Source organism: Pseudomonas vancouverensis (assembly GCF_004348895.1).
GTDB lineage: Bacteria > Pseudomonadota > Gammaproteobacteria > Pseudomonadales > Pseudomonadaceae > Aquipseudomonas > Aquipseudomonas vancouverensis.
In genome coordinates this window covers 145,206-164,761 of the sequence record NZ_RRZK01000020.1, presented here as the reverse complement: position 1 = coordinate 164,761, position 19,556 = coordinate 145,206, and the positions used below count along the sequence as shown (strand labels likewise).

Annotated in this window: 18 protein-coding genes; 7 read left to right on the top strand and 11 right to left on the bottom strand. The window is 58.5% G+C overall.

Features of this window, described 5'->3' with window-relative positions; all coding sequences use genetic code 11:
• The 8 genes from EIY72_RS16175 to EIY72_RS16145 form a co-directional block, all read right to left on the bottom strand.
• Positions 1–438: fibronectin type III domain-containing protein (locus EIY72_RS16175; protein ID WP_165939603.1), on the bottom strand; the 438-nt coding region annotated here is incomplete at its 3' end.
• The gene (locus tag EIY72_RS29960; protein WP_162276442.1) at positions 425–1,108 is read right to left on the bottom strand and encodes a fibronectin type III domain-containing protein; all 684 of its coding nucleotides are present in this window, start codon (positions 1,106–1,108) and stop codon (positions 425–427) included. The genes EIY72_RS16175 and EIY72_RS29960, both read right to left, overlap by 14 nt.
• A 103-nt stretch (positions 1,109–1,211) precedes the next feature.
• Positions 1,212–1,889, bottom strand: coding sequence for a hypothetical protein (locus EIY72_RS16170; RefSeq protein ID WP_132680152.1), 678 nt, complete (start codon positions 1,887–1,889; stop codon positions 1,212–1,214).
• Positions 1,870–3,147, bottom strand: coding sequence for a hypothetical protein (locus EIY72_RS16165; RefSeq protein ID WP_132680151.1), 1,278 nt, complete (start codon positions 3,145–3,147; stop codon positions 1,870–1,872). The genes EIY72_RS16170 and EIY72_RS16165 overlap by 20 nt, the downstream gene beginning before the upstream one ends.
• Positions 3,148–3,407: 260 nt before the next feature.
• Positions 3,408–4,595 carry a pyridoxal phosphate-dependent aminotransferase gene (locus EIY72_RS16160; RefSeq protein WP_093220244.1) on the bottom strand — a complete coding sequence of 396 codons (1,188 nt, stop codon included), beginning with the start codon at positions 4,593–4,595 and terminating at the stop codon, positions 3,408–3,410.
• An 84-nt stretch (positions 4,596–4,679) separates the two neighbouring features.
• Positions 4,680–6,305, bottom strand: coding sequence for a methyl-accepting chemotaxis protein (locus EIY72_RS16155; RefSeq protein ID WP_093220241.1), 1,626 nt, complete (start codon positions 6,303–6,305; stop codon positions 4,680–4,682).
• A gap of 190 nt (positions 6,306–6,495) precedes the next feature.
• Positions 6,496–7,638, bottom strand: coding sequence for a glycerate kinase (locus tag EIY72_RS16150; RefSeq protein ID WP_093220237.1), 1,143 nt, complete (start codon positions 7,636–7,638; stop codon positions 6,496–6,498).
• 131 nt (positions 7,639–7,769) lie between these two features.
• Positions 7,770–8,891, bottom strand: a complete 1,122-nt coding sequence (locus EIY72_RS16145; RefSeq protein WP_093220232.1) for a sugar diacid recognition domain-containing protein — start codon at positions 8,889–8,891, stop codon at positions 7,770–7,772.
• A gap of 169 nt (positions 8,892–9,060) precedes the next feature.
• Here EIY72_RS16145 and EIY72_RS16140 point away from each other — a divergent pair, with 169 nt between their 5' ends.
• The 3 genes from EIY72_RS16140 to rarD all read left to right on the top strand — a co-directional run bounded on the left by EIY72_RS16140 (position 9,061) and on the right by rarD (position 12,616).
• Positions 9,061–10,371, top strand: coding sequence for an MFS transporter (locus tag EIY72_RS16140; RefSeq protein WP_093220227.1), 1,311 nt, complete (start codon positions 9,061–9,063; stop codon positions 10,369–10,371).
• A gap of 133 nt (positions 10,372–10,504) precedes the next feature.
• A complete protein-coding gene (locus EIY72_RS16135) occupies positions 10,505–11,518 on the top strand; it encodes an aldo/keto reductase (protein WP_093220222.1) in 1,014 nt (337 codons plus the stop codon).
• Positions 11,519–11,734: 216 nt separating this feature from the next.
• Positions 11,735–12,616: an EamA family transporter RarD gene (gene rarD / locus EIY72_RS16130; protein ID WP_093220217.1), complete on the top strand. Its 882-nt coding sequence runs from the start codon at positions 11,735–11,737 to the stop codon at positions 12,614–12,616.
• A gap of 59 nt (positions 12,617–12,675) precedes the next feature.
• On the opposite strand, the gene hppD is transcribed toward rarD, so the two are convergent.
• Both hppD and EIY72_RS16120 read right to left on the bottom strand, forming a co-directional pair.
• Positions 12,676–13,752 (bottom strand): 4-hydroxyphenylpyruvate dioxygenase, encoded by a 1,077-nt coding sequence (hppD, locus tag EIY72_RS16125; protein ID WP_093220213.1) that lies wholly within the window; start codon positions 13,750–13,752, stop codon positions 12,676–12,678.
• A 250-nt stretch (positions 13,753–14,002) separates the two neighbouring features.
• Entirely contained in the window at positions 14,003–14,947 is a 945-nt protein-coding gene (locus tag EIY72_RS16120; protein ID WP_093220208.1) for a DMT family transporter, read from the bottom strand.
• 75 nt (positions 14,948–15,022) lie between these two features.
• Here EIY72_RS16120 and EIY72_RS16115 point away from each other — a divergent pair, with 75 nt between their 5' ends.
• From EIY72_RS16115 to EIY72_RS16105, 3 genes are all read left to right on the top strand, one after another.
• The gene (locus tag EIY72_RS16115) at positions 15,023–15,895 is read left to right on the top strand and encodes a LysR family transcriptional regulator (protein ID WP_093220203.1); all 873 of its coding nucleotides are present in this window, start codon (positions 15,023–15,025) and stop codon (positions 15,893–15,895) included.
• A 112-nt stretch (positions 15,896–16,007) separates the two neighbouring features.
• Positions 16,008–17,540 carry an EAL domain-containing protein gene (locus tag EIY72_RS16110; protein ID WP_093220199.1) on the top strand — a complete coding sequence of 511 codons (1,533 nt, stop codon included), beginning with the start codon at positions 16,008–16,010 and terminating at the stop codon, positions 17,538–17,540.
• Between the two features lie 233 nt (positions 17,541–17,773).
• On the top strand, positions 17,774–18,139 hold the full coding sequence (locus tag EIY72_RS16105; protein WP_093220196.1) for a histone-like nucleoid-structuring protein, MvaT/MvaU family: 366 nt from the start codon (positions 17,774–17,776) through the stop codon (positions 18,137–18,139).
• 164 nt (positions 18,140–18,303) lie between these two features.
• Here EIY72_RS16105 and EIY72_RS16100 read toward each other — a convergent pair whose 3' ends face one another.
• Complete coding sequence (locus tag EIY72_RS16100) at positions 18,304–18,822, bottom strand: DUF4946 domain-containing protein (RefSeq protein ID WP_093220193.1); 519 nt, start codon at positions 18,820–18,822, stop codon at positions 18,304–18,306.
• Positions 18,823–18,966: 144 nt separating this feature from the next.
• Here EIY72_RS16100 and gloA point away from each other — a divergent pair, with 144 nt between their 5' ends.
• Positions 18,967–19,488 (top strand): lactoylglutathione lyase, encoded by a 522-nt coding sequence (gene gloA, locus EIY72_RS16095; RefSeq protein WP_093220190.1) that lies wholly within the window; start codon positions 18,967–18,969, stop codon positions 19,486–19,488.
• The last annotated feature ends 68 nt before the right edge of the window (positions 19,489–19,556 follow it).

Below are 19,556 nucleotides of genomic sequence, written 5' to 3'. Positions count from 1 at the left end.
ATCCTTGGTGCTGAAAGTAACAGCTGCTCCGTCGGACAGATTGCCTGCGGCATCCCGGGCCTTCACTTCTACATGATAGGTCGTGGCCTCCTTCAAGTTACTGAATGCATGGCTGGTGCCGCTGACAGCAACAGGCGAGGACTGATCGAGAGAAACGAGATACCCCGTCACCGCAACGTTGTCTGTGGCGGCGGCCCAGCTCAGCGTAACGCTTGTGCCGGTCAGGTTATTGACCACCGGGGTACCCGGTTTTCCGGGGGGCGTGACATCCTCAAGGGACACCGTCAGCGAGGCCGGGATTGACGTGTTTCCGGCATGGTCTCTGGCCCGAACCTGAAATTTATTGACGATACCCTCCGTCAACCCTGTGAAGACGTGACTTAGACCGCTCGCCGCCACCCAGGCACGGTCATTGTGTCGGACTTCATAACCCGACACTCCCACATTGTCTTCGGATGCGTGCCAACTGAGTGTTGATCGACCCTGCGCCACGGGCGTCACTCCAAGCCCGGCTGGACGAGTCGGAGGCACATGATCCCGGGTCATGACAGCGATCAGGGCGGGCAATGCCGGGTGCGGCCCCCTCAGGTCTGCGCGGCTGGATTCTGAACAGGTACTCCTTGTCCGGTATCAGCCCGCTGGCAATGTATTCAAGCGCAGAGGTGTACACCGTCTCCCGTCCCGGGCAGGTTATTTCGTAATCAATCAAATAGGCGTTATCTTCCGGTCTCTCCCATTTCAGCCACGCCTCGCAAAAGGTTCTACCTGGATTTTTCAAGTTGCGTGGTTGTGTACGGTCAGGGCCGATAGTGGCGTTTTTCAATGCCGGCTCCGAATACCCATATTCGTTGAAGCCGCGGATCTCGAAGAAGTATTCAGTATCGGGACTTAGATATCTCACGGTGTCATTTAAGTGATGAGTCGTCTGGCTGCCGATGACATCAGGGTAATTGGCCTGCAGGCCATAGCGGATCTCGAAGGGCGCGGAAGAGCCCGCCCAGGTAAGACGAACCGTATCGAAACTGACGTTGACGACCACAGGCCCGGGGCGTCCCGGTGGCGTGCCCCTGGTCTGAGAGTCCGTCTGAAAGATGTTGTGCTGATCCATGTCCTGGCTCCTCACCTTTTCGATGTGCATTTGAATACTTCGATTTGAGACGAACCGGCGTAAAAGCACCACTAACAGAACTGTCAGTGGCGCAAGTGAAGATTTATGCTAAGTACAGTGGACAATCTGCTGACGGCGTTGGCGGGTTACCGCCCTTGAGCGTGGAGCCATTGTTGACTTGAATATTCACCTGTTGGTTGTTCGTCTGGGTCTGGCCGTCGACTATGATCGCTGATCCGCTCAGCCCTTCAACTCGGCTGCCATCGAGAATCAGCCGGTTATTGGCAGACAGATTACGGTCGGCAAAAAAACTGATGCCGTTGAGTCCGCCGGTGATGCTGCTATCGGTGGCAGTGACTTGACCACCAAAGGTGCGAATACCAATGCCATCAGGATTGCTACCTGTGACGCTGGCTTTTGATTGCAGTGTCAGCTGGCTATTCGTGCTGACGAAGGCGCCAAATTCACCGCCATTGACTTCGCTGGCACTGATCACTGCAGTGGAGGCGCCAGCCGCCGATTGCACCAGAGCCACCCCGATGCGTGCGCTGAAGACTTTGCTACCGTTGGCAATCGTCGCCTGACTGGCCGACAGGTCGACCCCATTGCTGATACCCACGGCTGTCGTCGTGGTGCCATTGAGCGTCACCTTCGAACCGGTGGTCGCTGTAATCTGCTGGGTAACGGCACCGTTGGCTGTCAGGTTGCCTCCCGTACGCAACACATAACTGTCGACAGCCGTTGAGGCATCGATAGTTCGGTTACCGCCATTCTCGATCACGATCTGTGCGACCCCCACAGGACTGATCAACAGCAGCGGCCCAAGCGTGGCAAGTTTGAGCACGCGGGCAAGGGGTGTAACGCGAAAGGAATGGCGGACAGGCATGACGTTGCTCCAGGAGGACAGACACCCGCCCCTTGCGAATCACGTGATAGCGGACAAGGGTATCTTTATCCCCCGTGGTCGTACGTCCATAGTCGGCGAGCATCAATTGCGCAGGCAACACTGGCACTTCGATATTTGGCAAGTTGTTGCTGGGAATGGGAAAGTCTTCCAGGGTTTGTCCACCCCACTCCAATCGAAGTTCGTCCCTGAATTTGAAATTGTCATACTTGTCGATCCAGACACTGACGCCATCGCGAACGTGGGCCATCCTCAACGGCCCCGGGACGGCTTGCGGTACACGTGGCTTGATAAAATTGGCAGGTAACGGTCCAAACGTCAGACTCACTTTTTTGTAGAGTGCCGGTGGACTGGGGTTTAACGCTCTATCGCGCAACGCATAGGTCAAAAGCGCCTTGGTATCACCAAGGGCGCGAATGGCGTCGGCATCGATGTCGAGAGTGCTGTCGGTGATACCCGGTGCCGGTGCGAGTCCGGTGTAAATGGGTGGGGTAGCGGTCGGGTCATCCGGAATGTTGTCTTCATCCACCAGGTACAGGGCGATTTGATCGGTGGCTTGCCAGTCCGGGTAACCGGGGATGGTCACTTTGAGGCTGCCACCGGCCGGCAGCGTCGTATCATCAAGGAAATCACCGGTGAATACCGGTGCCTTGGGTGGGTCATGCTTGTAAGGAGGGAGCCGGTCACAGATGACCGTGGTGACCTGCGAAAGGTCCTCATCACCCTGGTAAGTGCGGTGCGTGTAACGTAATCGGCACGTCGCGTCATCAGGAAGAAGGTTGTTCGTGATCAACATCGGAAAGGGGAAGGTTTCCGGGAAAGTTGACCCACCAGGCGGCATCACGAACTCTCTCACAGCCACCGTTTGAAAATCACCGCTGCCTGGGTCGATCTCGAGCTTAATGGACTCCTTGGCGGTAGGCGGTGGCAGGTTATCCCATAGAGGGATATATACCGTCAGCCCTCCATTGGCCGCGAGCCTGGGCCCGTGGAGCAGCTTGCTGGGTATATCGGCAAAGTCTTCGTCTTTAATTTCCAACTCCATGTCGGCAAGCTTTGCACGATATTCGGAGCGCATTTTCAGATAGGCACTGTTCGCCTCTTGCTGCTGTTCTATGTTCTGTTTGATAGACATGTACTGAGTCTCCAACAAAGCCATCCGAGCCATAGGCGGCGCTATGACTCTCCCGACGGTCAACAACGTGAGCGCTGCGGGCAAGCTGAATTAATTGACTTGCGTCGCAGGCCGAACAGACCTTGGAGGGATTAAACGCTCGCCCCCAAAAAAGCGATACTGTCAAAGTTGACAGTTGGGGCTGGTTTTGCTTCGCGTGGAGGCGAGATGAGACGGGGTCGAATTCGACATTCAACAGCCTTCAAGTGCAGCCAGGCGTGTCAGGCACTTTTGGCCTTCAGCAGTTCAGTTGCACATTGTGCAATTCGTCGGCAGGCATCAGCCAGTTGCGATCTGTCCACCACCAACCCGATGCGAATATGCCCCGCCACACTGGGCCCGAAGGCTTCACCGGCGAGCACCGACACACCGTGGTGGTCCAACAGGCGTTCGGCAAACTGCTGGGCCGACAACCCCGTGGCACGAACATCAACCATCACGAACATGCCGCCGTCAGGGCGCACCACATGCAGGCCGGGGCAATGCGCCAGGCTCGTGCACACCAGGTCGCGGCGTCGGCGATATTCTTCGCGCATCAGCGTCACTTCCGGGAGGTTTCGATCCAGGGCCAATTGCGCCGCGTCCTGGATGAAATCCGGAATGCCGAACAACATGCACAACGACAAATTCACCAAGTGTTCACACAGTGCCACAGGCCCGATCACCCACCCTACCCGCCAGCCGCTCATGGCGTGGGACTTGGACAGGCTGTTGATGGTGGCGGTGCGTTCGGCCATGCCGGGCAAGCTCGCGGGGCTGACGTGTTCGCCCTCAAATAGCAGTTCGCTGTAGACCTCGTCACTGATCAACCACAGGTCATGTTGGATGCACAGGCTCGCAAGCTCTCGCCAGATTGCCAACGGCAGGCTGGCGCCGGACGGGTTGTTCGGGCTGTTGAGCAACAAGGCGCGGGTGTTGGCCGTGATGCGTGCGGCGACGTCCGCCGGGTCGACACGAAAGCCGTTCTGCGAACGCACCGGCACCGGAATGACCTTGGCCCCGCAGGCACCGAACACGCCTTCGTAGGTGACGTACATGGGTTCGGCCACCAACACCTCATCACCGGGGTCAAGCAGGCATTGAACGACTGAATACACCGCACATTGTGCGCCTGGGAACACGATCACTTGCTCGCCATCGACCGCCTGGCCACTGCGGCGGTGATGGTGCCTGGCGATGCTGTCGCGCAATCCCTGGCTGCCACGCACCGCCGGGTAATGGGTGTGGCCGGCGAGCAAACTGTCGATGGCGGCGTGGACGATGGGCAGCGGGGTGTCGAAATCCGGGTCGCCGATCGACAGCAACAAGACATCGGCGCCCTGCTCGCGCATGGCCAGCGCCCGGTCGTGGATTTGCCAGGCCGCCGCACCTTCACCGGCAATGCGTTGGGTCAGGGTTGAGTAGCGCATGGCGTCTCCTTGTTTCGCGCGAAGTCCTTGCCTCAACCCTATCTGAAATCTGCAAAGCCGCCAGTAACAGCCTTCCTGTGCGGATCAGATCACGAACCGCGCCACCATCGCATTCAGGTCCACCGCCAGCCGCGATAGCTCATGGGTGGCCGCACTGGTCTGGTTGGCACCCGCCGCGGACTGGGTAGCCAGGTCGCGGATGTTGACCAGGTTGCGATCCACTTCCCGCGAGACCTGTGCCTGTTCTTCCGAGGCGCTGGCGATCACCAGGTTGCGTTCGTTGATCAGGTGGATCGACTGGGTGATCTGCTCCAGCGCAATGCCGGCGGCGCGAGCCATTTCCAGCGTGGTCTGGGTGCGCTGGTTGCTTTGCTGCATCGACGATACCGCCTCGCCAGTGCCGTTCTGGATGCCGGCAACCATCTTCTCGATTTCCTGGGTCGACTGCGCGGTGCGATGGGCCAACGCCCGCACTTCATCGGCCACCACAGCAAAACCACGCCCGGCTTCACCGGCGCGCGCAGCTTCAATAGCCGCGTTGAGGGCCAGCAGATTGGTCTGCTCGGCGATGGCACGAATCACGTCCAGCACCTTGCCAATGTCACGGCCCTGAGTGGCCAAGCCTTCGATCATCAGCGCGGTATTTTGCACATCGTGGGTCATGGTCTGGATCGCATCGACGGTTTCCACCACACGGTCGCGACCTTCACGAGCCGCCTGGGTCGACTGGTTCGAGGCTTCGGAGGTCGACACGGCGTTGCGCGCCACTTCTTCCACTGCGGCGGTCATCTCATTGACCGCCGTGGCAGCCTGTTCGATTTCATTGTTCTGCTGCTGCAAGCCACGGGACGCCTCTTCGGTGACTGCGCTGAGTTCTTCGGCGGCGGCCCCCAGTTGCGTGGCGGAACCGGCGATCTGCTCGATGGTTTTGCGCAGATTGGCTTGCATGGCCGACAAGGCCTCAAGCAAGCGCGCCGGCTCATCCTTGCCGTCGATCTCGATGGCTTTGCTCAGGTTGCCACCGGCGATGGTTTGCGCGGCCTGCACTGCTCGATTGAGGGGGGTGACGATGCTGCGGGTCAGCAACCAGGCGAGCACCACGGTCATCAGCGCGGCCAGTACCGACACGACGATGATGCCGTTGGTGGCGAAGTCATACTGATTGCGGGCCTCGGCATCAGCCTCGGTAGCGCCAGCCTTGTTGATGGCGATCAGTTTGTTCAATTGCTCACCCATCTGGTCGGTGCCGTCCTTGATCTTGCCGTTGATCAACTCGCGCATTTCATCGACTTTGTTTTGCCGCGACAACTCCATCATCTGCCGCTGGGCTTGCAGGTAGTTTTCCAGAGTGACGTTGAAGGTCTTGAACAGCGCGGCTTCTTCAGCACCGGCCGGCAATACGGCGTAGGCGGACTGTGCCTGTTTGACCTTGTCCACCAATACGGCAATGCGGCTGTCTGCCTCCTGCAAACTGGCCGGCTCACGGTTGATCAATACCCGAAACGACAGGATGCGCAAGCGCAGGACGTTTTCGGTGATGACTGCCAGTTGGGTCACGCTCGGCAGTTGGTTGCTTTCCATGTCCACGGACGCCTGGCGAATGATCGCCATGCGGTTGACGGCAAACACGCCCAGCACGATGACCAGCAGGGCAATGAAGGCAAAACCGAGGAAAGCTCGAGGTGCGATGTTCAGGTTGCGCAAGGACATAGGACGTTACTCGGATGATTGAGGCTTCGAGCGTCCTTGCCATGTTGACTGGCGAGTGAAAAGGCACGCCAGTCAGTCAGGCGCCACTCTTTCTCCGGGAGTGTGCGCCTGATCTCTGTATCGGCAGGGCTTGAGGATTGTTGCAGGCGGATTGAAAAATAAAATTGAGCCTTGGTGGGAGCAGCTGTCTTCAGAATTGGCGCGTGGCAACCCGCCAGACCCGGGCAATGTCGCTGGCCCGTTCACTCAGCAAGCGCGGTGCCTCGGCGCAAGCCTGTTGCAGGCTCATGGGGCCGCTGGTCAAGGCAAACGCGGCGTCGATACCGTGTGCATACAGCGCCTGATAACCCTCACCCAAAGTGCCGGCAATGACGATGACCGGAACACCGTTCTGGCTGGCAATCCGCGCCACGCCGAACGGCGTTTTGCCGCGCAGGGTTTGTGCGTCGAAACGGCCTTCGCCGGTGATCACCAGATCGGCGTTCTGCACGGCATCGGCCAGCCCTACCAACTCGGCAACGACTTCGACACCGGCCTTGAACTGCGCACCGAGAAAGGCCTTGGCGGCAAATCCCAGACCGCCTGCCGCACCACTGCCCGGCTCGTCGCGCACATCCCTGTTCAAGGCTTTGGCGCAGTGATCGGCAAAGTGGCCGAGAGCGTGATCCAGCAACTGCACCTGCTCAGGCGTCGCGCCTTTTTGCGGACCGAAAATCGCCGAAGCACCGTGAGGGCCGCACAAGGGATTGTTGACGTCGGCGGCGATGTCGAAACGTACTTCGGCCAGGCGCGGATCCATTTCGCTCAAATCGATGCGGAACAACTGCGCCAGTGCTAGACCGCCGGGGGACAGGAGCTGACCCTGTGCATCGAACAACTTGACGCCCAGGGCCTGCATGGCACCTGCACCGCCGTCGTTGGTCGCACTGCCGCCGATGGCCAGGATCACCCGTTGCGCCCCGGCATCGAGTGCCGCGCGAATCAGTTCACCGGTACCGAAGGTGCTGCTGATGCAGGCATCACGCTGATCCACCGGGACCAACTGCAAGCCGCTGGCCTCGGCCATTTCGATGATCGCGGTGTGACTGTGCGGCAACCAGCCCCAGGCGGCGTTGACCGTCGCCCCCAGCGGACCGAGCACTTGCGTGTGGCGCAACTGGCCCTCGCACGCGGCCAGAATCGACTCCACTGTGCCTTCCCCGCCGTCGGCCATCGGGCATTTGATCAACTGCGCATCCGGCCACACATCCGCCCAACCCGAGGCAATGGCATCGGCTACGCCCTGGGCGCTGAGGCTGTCTTTGAACGAGTCAGGGGCGATCACGATTTTCATGGGAATTCTCCAGTTCCAATGCGCCCATGCTGCCAGCAGGCCAACACAATGACGCCTGTCCGCTGCACAAGCGCCATTGTCGATTATTGTTCATTCCCACAAATTTCGACGTCTGACACACAAAACCTGTGTCATGGCGCCGGATCGGTTTGCGGTAGCAGTTGCACGCCGAGGTACAACGCCAGCATGCCGTCCAGCCGCAACGGGTCGACTCCACTGAGTTCGGCAATGCGCTCCATGCGATAGCGCAGGCTGTTGCGGTGAATGCCCAGGACATCGGCACAGGCCTGGCTCTGCCCGTCGTGTTCGCACCAACTGCGCAGGGTCGCCAGCAACTGACCGTTGCTGTCCTTGGCGATGACTTTGCGCAAGGGACTGAGCAATTCATCGAGGGCGTCGTCGTTGCGGTGGCGCCAGAGCATGACCGGCAAACGATAGCGGTTCAGGGTCAGCAATCGCGAGCATGGCAATACATCACGGCCATAGGCCAGCAAATCAGCCACCCGCCGATAGCAACGGCGCAGCCCGGCGAGGCCATCGGCCTGCCCGCCTACGGCCACGCGCAGGATGTTCCAGCCCGCACTGTCGAGCTTTTCCAGCAAGCGCTCGTTTTCAACGGATTGCCCGGCAGGCCGGCACCAAAGCAGCGAAGACTTGGCCGAACTCACGCACCAACTGTCCGGGTAACGCGAAGCCAGCCAGGCGCTGAGCGCTTCGACCGTCTGCCCCGGCCCGTGCTCCCTGCCCAATTCAAACAGATAGGGCACCCGCGTCATGTGCGGCTTGAGCCCCAGTTGCTGGGCTTCATCGATCAGGCGCGGCGAATCCCCCGCTTCACTGAGCAACAAGGCCAACAGGTCATCGCATCGCTGACGCCGCCACTGCTGGTCAGCCTGCTGGTTGCGTTGACCCACCAGCATCTCGGCGGTCATGCGCACAAGCTCCGCGTAGGTGCGCAATTGCTCAGGCTCGCCGGTGATGCCCAATACGCCAATCAGGCGTTGGTCGAGCAACAACGGCAGGTTGATGCCCGGTTGCACACCCTTGAGATGAATCGCCGTCTGCGCATCGATCTCCACCACGCGTCCGTTGGCCAACACCAGTTGCGCCCCTTCATGACGGGTGTTGACCCGCTCCGGCTCGCCGCTGCCGAGAATCAGGCCCTGGTTGTCCATGACGTTGACGTTGTAGGGCAAAATGGCCATCGCCCGGTCGACGATATCCTGCGCCAGGTCGTGATCGAGTTCGAACATGGGCGATTTCCTTGAAAACGGTGGTTAAACGGCTTGTTCACCCGCACAGGCCTTGCGTGCAAACCCTGTGCGCAGGCACAAAGACAGCTACCCTCGGGGTGGTCGAGACTCTCAGGGCGATCAACGTTACCCTTGCATCGCAAAAAATCATAATAAAGAGAGAGCCGCCATGTCACAGAGCGCCGTAGCGTCCGAGGCCACCGCTGACGATAAAAACGCCGTCTACAAGCGCATTACCCTGCGTTTGATTCCCTTCATTTTCATCTGCTACCTGTTCAACTACCTCGACCGGGTAAACGTTGGATTTGCCAAACTGCAGATGCTCGATGCGCTGAAGTTCAGCGAAACCGTCTACGGCCTCGGCGCCGGTATCTTCTTTATCGGCTACGTGTTGTGTGGCGTGCCGAGCAACCTGGCGCTGACCAAATTCGGTCCGCGGCGCTGGATTGCGGTGATGATGATCACCTGGGGTACGCTGTCGACCTGCCTGTTGTTCGTCACCACGCCGACCCAGTTCTACACCCTGCGCCTGTTCACCGGTGCGGCCGAAGCCGGGTTCTTCCCGGGCGTGGTGCTGTACCTCTCGCAGTGGTTCCCGACCTTCCGCCGCGGTCGCATCATGGCCTTGTTCATGTCGGCCATCCCGGTGTCCGGCCTGCTCGGCAGCCCATTTTCCGGCTGGATTCTCAACCACTTCGCCGCAGGCCAGGGCGGTCTCGCCGGCTGGCAGTGGATGTTCCTGCTGCAAGGCATTCCAACCGTGGTGCTCGGTTTGATGGCGTACTTCCTGCTCAGCGACAGCTTCGCCAACGCCAAGTGGCTGACTGCCCATGAGCGTGCCGTGCTCGAAGCGGATCAGGCCGAAGACCTGGCGAACAAACCGAAAACCACCTCAGACTCGCTGCTGGCGGTGTTCAAGAACCCGGCGATCTGGGCTTTCGGCCTGATCTACTTCTGCATCCAGAGTGGCGTCTATGCGATCAACTTCTGGCTGCCGTCGATCATCAAGAACCTGGGTTTTAGCGATAACCTGGTGATTGGCTGGTTGAGCGCGATTCCGTATCTGCTGGCCGCGGTGTTCATGCTGGTCGTCGGCCGTTCGGCGGACCTGCGCAAAGAGCGCCGCTGGCATCTGGTGGTGCCGATGCTGATGGGCGCACTGGGCCTGATCATCGCGGTGAACTTCGCCGCCAATCCGGCCATCGCCATTCTCGGCCTGACCATTGCGACCATGGGCGCCCTCACCGGCCTGCCGATGTTCTGGCCAGTGCCGACCGCCATGCTCAGTGCCGGCGCGGCCGCCGGTGGCCTGGCGCTGATCAACTCGATGGGGCAAATGGCCGGCTTCCTCAGCCCGTACCTGGTGGGCTGGGTCAAAGACAGCACCGGTTCGACCGATGCGGCGCTGTATCTGCTGGCGGCAGTGATTGTCGGCGGCAGCCTGCTGGCGTTGCGCATGACCCGCACCCTGCGCGCCTGAACAGAAAACGCCGCCTGTGGGAGCTGGCCTGCCAGCTCCCACATTTGCTCCGGGGTGTTTGAGAATTGCGTTTGCTCAGGGCGATAGTTCTGGTATCTGATTAAGCCTTTCCCACTGGCAAAAGGACTTCACCATGAGCTACCGCACTCTGGGTCATTCGGGCCTGCAGGTATCCACCCTGACCCTGGGCACCATGATGTTCGGTGAACAGACCAGCACCGAAGATTCCCTGCGGATCATCGACAAGGCCTGGGATCAGGGCATCAACTTCATCGACACGGCCGACGTTTATACCCAGGGCCGATCCGAGGAAATCGTCGGCGAAGCGATTGCCGGCAACCGCCACGAATGGGTGCTGGCAACCAAGGTCGGTTTCGGCCCGGCGGACGGCGTGCCCAACCGCAGCGGACTGAGCCGCAAACACATCTTCAACGGCATCGATGCCAGCCTGACACGCCTGGGCACCGATTACCTCGACCTCTATTACCTGCACCGCGAAGACCACAACACGCCGCTGGAAGTCACGGTATCGGCCATCGGCGATCTGATTCGCCAGGGCAAAATCCGTTATTGGGGCTTGTCCAACTACCGTGGCTGGCGCATTGCCGAGGTGATTCGCGTCGCCGATACGCTTGGGGTCGATCGCCCCGTCATCAGCCAACCGCTGTACAACATCGTCAATCGTCAGGCAGAAACCGAACAGATCACCGCTGCCCACCACTACGGCCTCGGTGTGGTCCCTTACAGCCCCTTGGCGCGCGGCGTACTCAGCGGCAAGTACGCCCCGGACGTAAAACCCGACGCCAACAGTCGCGCCGGACGCGCGGACAAACGCATCCTGGAAACCGAATGGCGGGTGGAGTCGTTACGCATTGCCCAGTCCATCCACACGTACACCCAGGAGCGCGGCGTAGGCATGGTCGAGTTCGCCATCGCCTGGGTGCTGAACAACGCCGCCGTGACCTCGGCCATCGTCGGTCCGCGCACCGAAGAACAGTGGGATGCCTACACTAAGGCGCAGGCGGTGAAGATCACCGCTGAAGATGAGGCATTTATCGATTCGCTGGTGACGCCGGGGCATGCCTCGACACCGGGGTTCAATGACGTGAGCCACTTCGTGTCGGGTCGAAAACCCTGGAGCCGCTGAAGCAACACCGTTAAACGTGGGAGCGAGCTTGCTCGCGAAAACGGCGGAACAGTCAACAGTGATTCTGTATGTCAGTCCGCAATCGTGAGCAAGCTCGCCCCCACAGGGTTTCCGGGTACCCGCAAACGTTGCAAATTCTGATCAACCGGCCAATATTCAACACAAAAACCACGTATCCTCCGCACCCCGTTTCACCTTCAACTTCGCGAGGACAGTTTGTCTAAAGGCATTGCTCTATCGGTTTCAGCCTCGGTGCTGTTTGCCGTCATGTATTACTACACCTCGCTGCTCAAGCCCCTGAGCGGTGTGGAAATCTTTGGTTGGCGCATGCTGCTGACCGTGCCCTGCATGACTCTGTTCATGGTGGTGTCCGGCGAATGGCGGCGCGTGGTTGATCTGGTACGCCGGTTCAGCAGCCAACCCCGATTGATCGGTATCTTGCTCGTCTCCTCGGCTTTGCTGGGCGTGCAACTCTGGCTGTTCATGTGGGCGCCACTCAACGGCTACAGCCTCGATGTATCGCTGGGCTATTTCCTGTTGCCATTGGCCATGGTGCTGACCGGGCGCATTGCTTACGGCGAACGCCTGTCGTACCTGCAAAAAATCGCGGTGTTCTTCGCCAGCCTCGGCGTGATCAACGAGCTGTATCAAGTCGGTGGTTTTTCCTGGGCGACCCTGCTGGTGGTCGTCGGCTATCCGCTGTACTTCGTGGTACGCAAATGGTTGAAGACCGATAACCTCGGCGGACTCTGGGTGGACATGACCCTGATGCTGCCGGTGGCGTACTGGTTCGTGCGCGGTGGCGAACAAGGCTTTGGCGTCTTCGATCAGCACCCGGCGTTGGCCTGGTTGATTCCCCTGCTCGGTTTGATCAGTGCATCGGCGCTGGTGGTCTACATCATCGCCAGCCGCCTGCTACCGTTCAGCCTGTTCGGCCTGTTGAGCTATGTCGAACCGGTGTTGTTGCTGGGCGTGGCGTTGTTGCTGGGGGAAAGCATCAAGGCAGGAGAATGGCTGACCTACATCCCGATCTGGATGGCGGTACTGGTGCTGGTGTTTGAAGGGTTCAAGCATCTGGTGCGGCAGCGTCGCCCCTAAGGCATACCCAAAAACAACTGTGGGAGCGACGGTCGCTCCCACAGTTTTTACGGTATCAGTCAGTCCGCGGACAACACGCCACGACGCACCTGATCCCGCTCGATGGATTCGAACAGCGCCTTGAAGTTACCCTCACCGAAGCCGTCATCCCCCTTGCGCTGGATGAACTCGAAGAACACCGGCCCCATCAGGGTTTCCGAGAAGATCTGCAGCAGCAGGCGCTTGTCACCCGACTCGGAAGAACCGTCCAGCAGAATGCCGCGTGCCTGCAACTCGCCCACCGGTTCGCCGTGGTTCGGCAAGCGACCTTCGAGCATTTCGTAGTAGGTGTCCGGCGGCGCGGTCATGAAGCGCATGCCGATCTTCTTCAACTGGTCCCAGGTCTTGACCAGGTCATCGGAGAGGAAGGCCACGTGCTGGATGCCTTCGCCGTTGAACTGCATCAGGAATTCTTCGATCTGCCCGGCGCCCTTGGACGATTCCTCGTTCAACGGGATACGGATCATGCCGTCCGGCGCGGTCATGGCCTTGGAGGTCAGGCCGGTGTACTCGCCCTTGATGTCGAAATAACGGATTTCGCGGAAGTTGAACAGCTTCTCGTAGAAATTGGCCCAGTAGGCCATGCGCCCTCGATACACGTTGTGGGTCAGGTGATCGATGATCTTCAGGCCTGCACCCACCGGATGGCGGTCAACGCCTTCGATGAACACGAAGTCGATGTCATAGATCGAGCTGCCTTCACCGAAACGGTCGATCAGGTACAGCGGTGCACCGCCGATACCTTTGATCGCCGGCAGGTTCAGCTCCATCGGGCCGGTTTCGATATGGATCGGCTGGGCACCGAGTTCCAGGGCACGCTTGTAGGCTTTCTGTGAATCCTTGACGCGAAACGCCATGCCGCACACCGACGGACCGTGCTCGGCGGCAAAATACGAAGCAACGCTGTGGGGTTCGTTGTTGAGGATCAGGTTGATCGCGCCCTGGCGGTACAGGTGCACGTTTTTCGAGCGGTGCGATGCGACCTTGGTGAAGCCCATGATCTCGAAGATCGGCTCCAGGGTGTTCGGGGTCGGCGATGCGAATTCAATGAACTCGAAGCCCATCAGGCCCATCGGGTTTTCGTATAGATCTGCCATGGTTGGCGCCTTATCATTTTTTATCAATTAACACAGGTTAGTTGTAAGCAATGCTGAGACCGCTGGGTGGCGCACAGGAGATGCCCCGCACACTGCGGGCGAGAAAGTCACCGTAGATCAGTTGAAACCCGAATATCTTCATTGTCGACCCAAGGCTCTTGCGGGCGAGGCTTCTGCTGCCAGAAGACGATTATTATTGTATGCGTAAACCGATTCTACACAGCGTAAATAGATTTGTCCGCCTTCTGTATCAAATCCCCTTTTTCCCTGCCCGCGCAAGGGGTTTGTTGCACAGGTAAATCCCCGTCAGGATCAGCCCGCCGCCCAGGCACATGGTCAGTGTCAGTGGCTCGCCGAGCAAAATCGCGCCAAGGATCACCGCCGTTAGTGGATTCAAGGCGATGAACACGCCGGAGCGGGTTGCGCCGATCCTGCGGATGCCATCGTAGTAGCCGATGTAAGCCAGCGCGGACCCCAGCACACCGAGGTACATCAGGCTGAGCCATTGCTGTACGCCAAGGCCGGACAATGCGGCCATCTGCCATTCCCCACGGATCAGGCACGTCAGGCAGAGCATCGCGGTGCCCAATAAAATCGAATAGGTCACTGTTTGCAGTGGCCCCAGGCTCTGATTCAGCTCCCGGGAACACAATGAGTAAACACCCCAGCCCACCACGCAACCGAAAATCAACAGGTCGCCGATCCAGGCATTGGCGTGCCCTGCCAGCAGCTGCGGGTTGCGACTGACAATCACCAAGCCCGCACCGACCATGCAAATGACGATACCGATGACTTTCGCTCGCCCCAGACGCTCCTTGAACAAAAACCACGACGCCAACCCGATTACCGCCGGGTTCAGGGCCACGATCAAAGACGCCCGGGATGCGTTGATGTATTGCAGGCCATTAAAAAAACACAGGTTGTAAAAGAAGATCCCGAAAAAACCCAGTAGCGTTAGCTGCAACCATTGCCGGCCGTTGGGGCGCGCCAGCGGTATGCGCGCCACCAGCAAAAAGGCCAGCAAAGCGGCGCTGGCCAATAAAAATCGAAGGCTTGCGGCCAATAACGGCGTGAGTGCATCGGCCAGGAAACGTCCGGCCACAAAGGTGCCTCCCCATATCATGGTCACTGCAGCCAGTTTGAAATACACCGGCAGATCTGATGGTTTTGACAGGGTTTTCTCGCTGATTGCCATGTTCTCGCGCCGATTAGCCAGTGAATGACTTATCATTCGACTAATGGTCAGTCATCGTAAAATGAGCAAACACTCATGACCCTCACCCAATTGGAAATATTCTCCCTCGTGGCCGAACTCCAAGGTTTCACGGCAGCGGCCAATCGCCTGGGCATTTCCCAATCGGCGGTGTCCCACGCCCTGAAGTCGCTGGAACAGGAATTGGGCGTCGAGTTGCTGCGCCGCCATGGGGCCCAGGTTGAACTGAGCGACATCGGCCAACAGTTGTTGTTGCGTGCGCGAGCCATGCTCGGCCTGGCCAACACCTTGCGTCAGGAAGCGGCGGATGCACGGGGCATGAAACGCGGTACGTTGCGCATCGGCTCTTTCGGCCCGACGTCCTCAATCAAACTGTTGCCGCGGATCTTGCAGCATTACCGCGCCGCCCATCCCGGCATCGAGGTGCACATCGATGAGGGTCCGGACCGGCAAGTCTTGCAGTGGCTGGAAGAACGCCGAATCGACGTCGGCTTTGTGGTTTTGCCCGAAGAGCGCTTCGATACCGTTGCACTGGTTGAGGATCAGATGGTGGCGCTGATGCCCGCCAGTCATCCCCTGGGCTTGCGAGCTGATGTGAGCCTGAGCGATCTGTGTGCCGATCCGTTCGTGTTGACCGAAGCTGGCTCTTGCGAGTTGGTATCACGACTGTTCAGTGCCGCAAGGCTGACACCCAACATCCGTTATCGCTGCTCGCAATTGATGAGCACGCTCGACGTCGTCAGCCGAGGAGACGGACTGACCGTGGTCGCCGAAGGCTCATTGCCCGACCACGACGATTGTCGTTATGTGAAAAAACCGCTGACACCCACCGTGTCGCGTCGAATCGGCCTTGCTGTGCTGGATCGACGTCAGGCGTCACCCGCCACGCTGGCATTCCTCAAACTGGCCGAAAGTCTGGAGAACCGATGAGCAGCACAACGGCCAAGGGCCAACTATCATGGCCCATACCTGAACTCTTTATGGGAGGCGAGTTGCCCTGCCAGCATTTGAGAGCCTCACTTAATCGCCACAGGTTTCGCGAATGCCACTGAAAGTAAAACGCCGTCGACGCAGCCTCAGAGTTGCCATCACACTGATCAGTGGCTTGCTCCCGATTGTATTGGGCACTGTGATCCTGCATATGCAGGCAGAGCGGGCATTAAAACAAAGTGCCGGGCAAACTGCCGAAGAAGCGGTACGCCAGTTCAACCTGATGCTCGACAACACCGCCCAGGCCGCGCACGAGTTGCTGCCTCTGGCCGGACAGACGTGCAACGACGTGAAACTGGCCCTGCGTGAACAAGTCACCCGCCGTCCTTTTGTGCGGTCGACCAATCTGGTGTGGGACAACAATCTTTATTGCAGTTCGCTGTTTGGCGACTACCAGGAAACCGTCAATCCCGGTGATTACACCCAAGGCGTGTTGTGGTTGATGAATGGCAACCCGGTGACGCCTAACACGGCACTCTTGGTGTACCGGCTCAGTAACGGAAAGAAAGGCGCGCTGACCACCCTCGATGGTTTTCATTTAAGTAACATCTTGCGCCTTATCGGTCGCCACACCTTGCTGTTGCTGCAAGTCGGCAACAATTGGCTGGCCGCCGACGGCAGAGTGCAAAGCAGCCCCCTGCCCGACCTGCCGGTGGCGCAAACCAGACTGACCTCCGAACATTACGCGTTCACCGTCGAAGCGGGTTTTCCTGAAGGCGAAACCTGGCGCTATATGAGCAGCGAGTACCCGCCGCTGTTCAGCTTATTGATGTTCTTTGGAGTGATTGCCGGCTTCATCAGTCATTTCGCACAACGACGTTCGACCTCGCCCACCCATGAAATGCACCGGGCACTGGAAGCGGCAGAGTTCGTTCCGTACTTTCAACCCGTGGTCCATGGCGACAACAAGCGCTGGTCAGGTGCCGAAGTATTGATGCGCTGGAAACATCCGAAGGAAGGCCTGGTGCGTCCTGACCTGTTCATTCCGTTTGCCGAACACTCCGGCCTGATCGTGCCGATGACCCGTTCGTTGATGCGACAGACCGCCGCCCTGCTCGCGCCTCAATCCGCTTCGTTCCGTGAACCCTTTCATGTCGGCATCAACATCACCGCCAGCCATTGCCGGGATCTGGAACTGGTCGATGATTGCCGTGAGTTCCTCAAGGCCTTCGCCCCGGGTTCGATCCACCTGGTGCTGGAGTTGACCGAGCGCGAACTGATCGAGCCCACCGCCATCACTTTGCAATTATTCGAGCAACTGCACGAGTTGGGCGTGAAAATCGCCATCGACGACTTTGGTACCGGACACTCGAGCCTGGGCTATCTGCGTCAGTTCAAGGTGGATTTCCTGAAAATCGATCAGAGCTTTGTCGCGATGATTGGCGTCGACACCCTGTCCAGCCACATTCTGGACAGCATTATCGAGCTGGCGGTCAAACTCGATCTGCAGCTGGTGGCAGAAGGCGTAGAGTCCCGCGAGCAAAGTGATTACCTGAGCGCTCATCACGTCAACTTCCTGCAAGGTTATCTCTACGGTAAACCGATGCCTGGTGCGGAGTTCATTAGTGCATTAAGCGATCATTAACTAGCGATTTTAACCGACAAAAGACCAGCATACGCACCAATTTGAATCAAAATACTACTATCGTTACATCAGGAAAACGTCAGGATTTACTCTTGGCCGATTAACTACTACAATTTTTACATACCTGCGCTAGATCAGCAGGTGCGCCATAATCACCGAGTCGCTTCAAGGCGCCTGGCTTATAGCTTTGTTTGCGGTTGGTATCAGCCAAATACACTATTGGAGTAAAGATATTGTCCAGACTCGCTGAATTTCGTGCAGCTGAAAAAGCCCTTCAAGAGCAGCTCAAGCAGCTGGAATCCCTGAAGAACGATGCCGGGCTCAAGAAAGAAATCGAGTTCGAAGAGAAACTCCAGGGTTTGATGAAAACCTACGGCAAGAGCCTGCGCGACATCATCGCCATTCTCGATCCGAACCCGGGCAAATCAGGTCTGCAGCAGGCCTCTGCACCTAAAACCCGCCGTGCTCGCGTGGTCAAGGTCTACCAGAACCCGCACACTGGTGAACTGATTGAAACCAAGGGCGGCAACCATCGCGGGCTGAAAGCCTGGAAGGAACAATACGGTGCAGCCACCGTTGACTCCTGGTTGCGCGGTTAACTCCAGCAAGCAAAAAGCCCTGCTTATGCAGGGCTTTTTTATGCCGTTTTTTCTAAATGCACTCACCCGCAACGAACAACTACCTTATTGCCGATTAACTTTGTGCTTAATCCATTTGGGCATCTAACAAGGCAGCCTTCACTGAAAAAATTCGGCACTGCCGACTAAAGTTTCAAACTGTTTCGAGCAGCGGCTATTTCGTCCTGACTCGCCTTATAAACCTCCGCCTGCCCGGCGTAGGAAAGTACATAGGCTTTATCCGCATCCACCGCGGCGACCAATGTTTGCGACAGCACATGCCGGCCGTTCTGGGTAATGGTGCAGGTCGTTTCCAGCGCCGCCAATCGACTTAAGGTTGCGGCGTGAATCCGTGTACACACGCTTTGATAGCCGCCCTGAAAGAAGTCTTTTTGCACCGACTTGCGCATTTCCAGCAACACGCCTTCCAGGTTCACTTGATGGTCGCTCTGCACCTGGCTGGTGGTCAGCTCCATGACCATGACCGGCGTACCACCTTCATCGTTTTTGACCGCGCGCTGGCGGCTGACCCCGGATGTCGCTTCAGGAACAGGCTCGATTTGCCAGCCTTGCGGCCAGGTCATCACCGGCTCGTCTGCGCATGCGTAAGCAACAGCTGAAAACACGCCCAACAGGACGAACAGCGATTTACAGGATCCAATCATTACGAAGAATACTCAGGGTTTGAGCGGTAAAGTCTGAGCCCAGGCCGATCGTCAGGCAATAGCTGACGCTTTGGGTTTGGTGATGTCGGAACCCTTGCGTATCATTGTCGTCATTCGTTAGCCCACAATATTTCCGGAGGGCCCATGAGCCTGCACGAATTGAACACCTTTCCAGGCGTCACCGCCCAACCCGACACCGCCACCCAGAAGTTCGTCTTCAACCACACCATGCTGCGGGTCAAGGACATCACCAAGTCCCTGGACTTCTACACGCGCATTTTGGGTTTCACCCTGGTGGAAAAACGCGACTTCCCGGAAGCCGAGTTCAGCCTGTACTTCCTCGCGTTGGTCGACAAGAACCAGATCCCGGCCGATGCCGCAGCGCGCACCGAATGGATGAAGTCGATCCCGGGCATTCTCGAACTGACCCACAACCACGGCACCGAAAGCGATCCGGACTTTGCCTATCACAACGGCAACACCGACCCACGGGGTTTTGGCCATATCTGCATTTCCGTGCCGGATATCGTTGCCGCCTGCGAGCGCTTTGAAGCCCTGGGCTGCGATTTCCAGAAGCGCCTGACTGATGGCCGCATGAAGAGCCTGGCGTTCATCAAGGACCCGGATGCCTACTGGGTTGAGATCATTCAGCCAGCGCCCCTGTAAGCTTCACTGCACATCCCCAAGTGCAGAAACACAAAACCCCATGATCGCTCATGGGGTTTTGTGTTTTC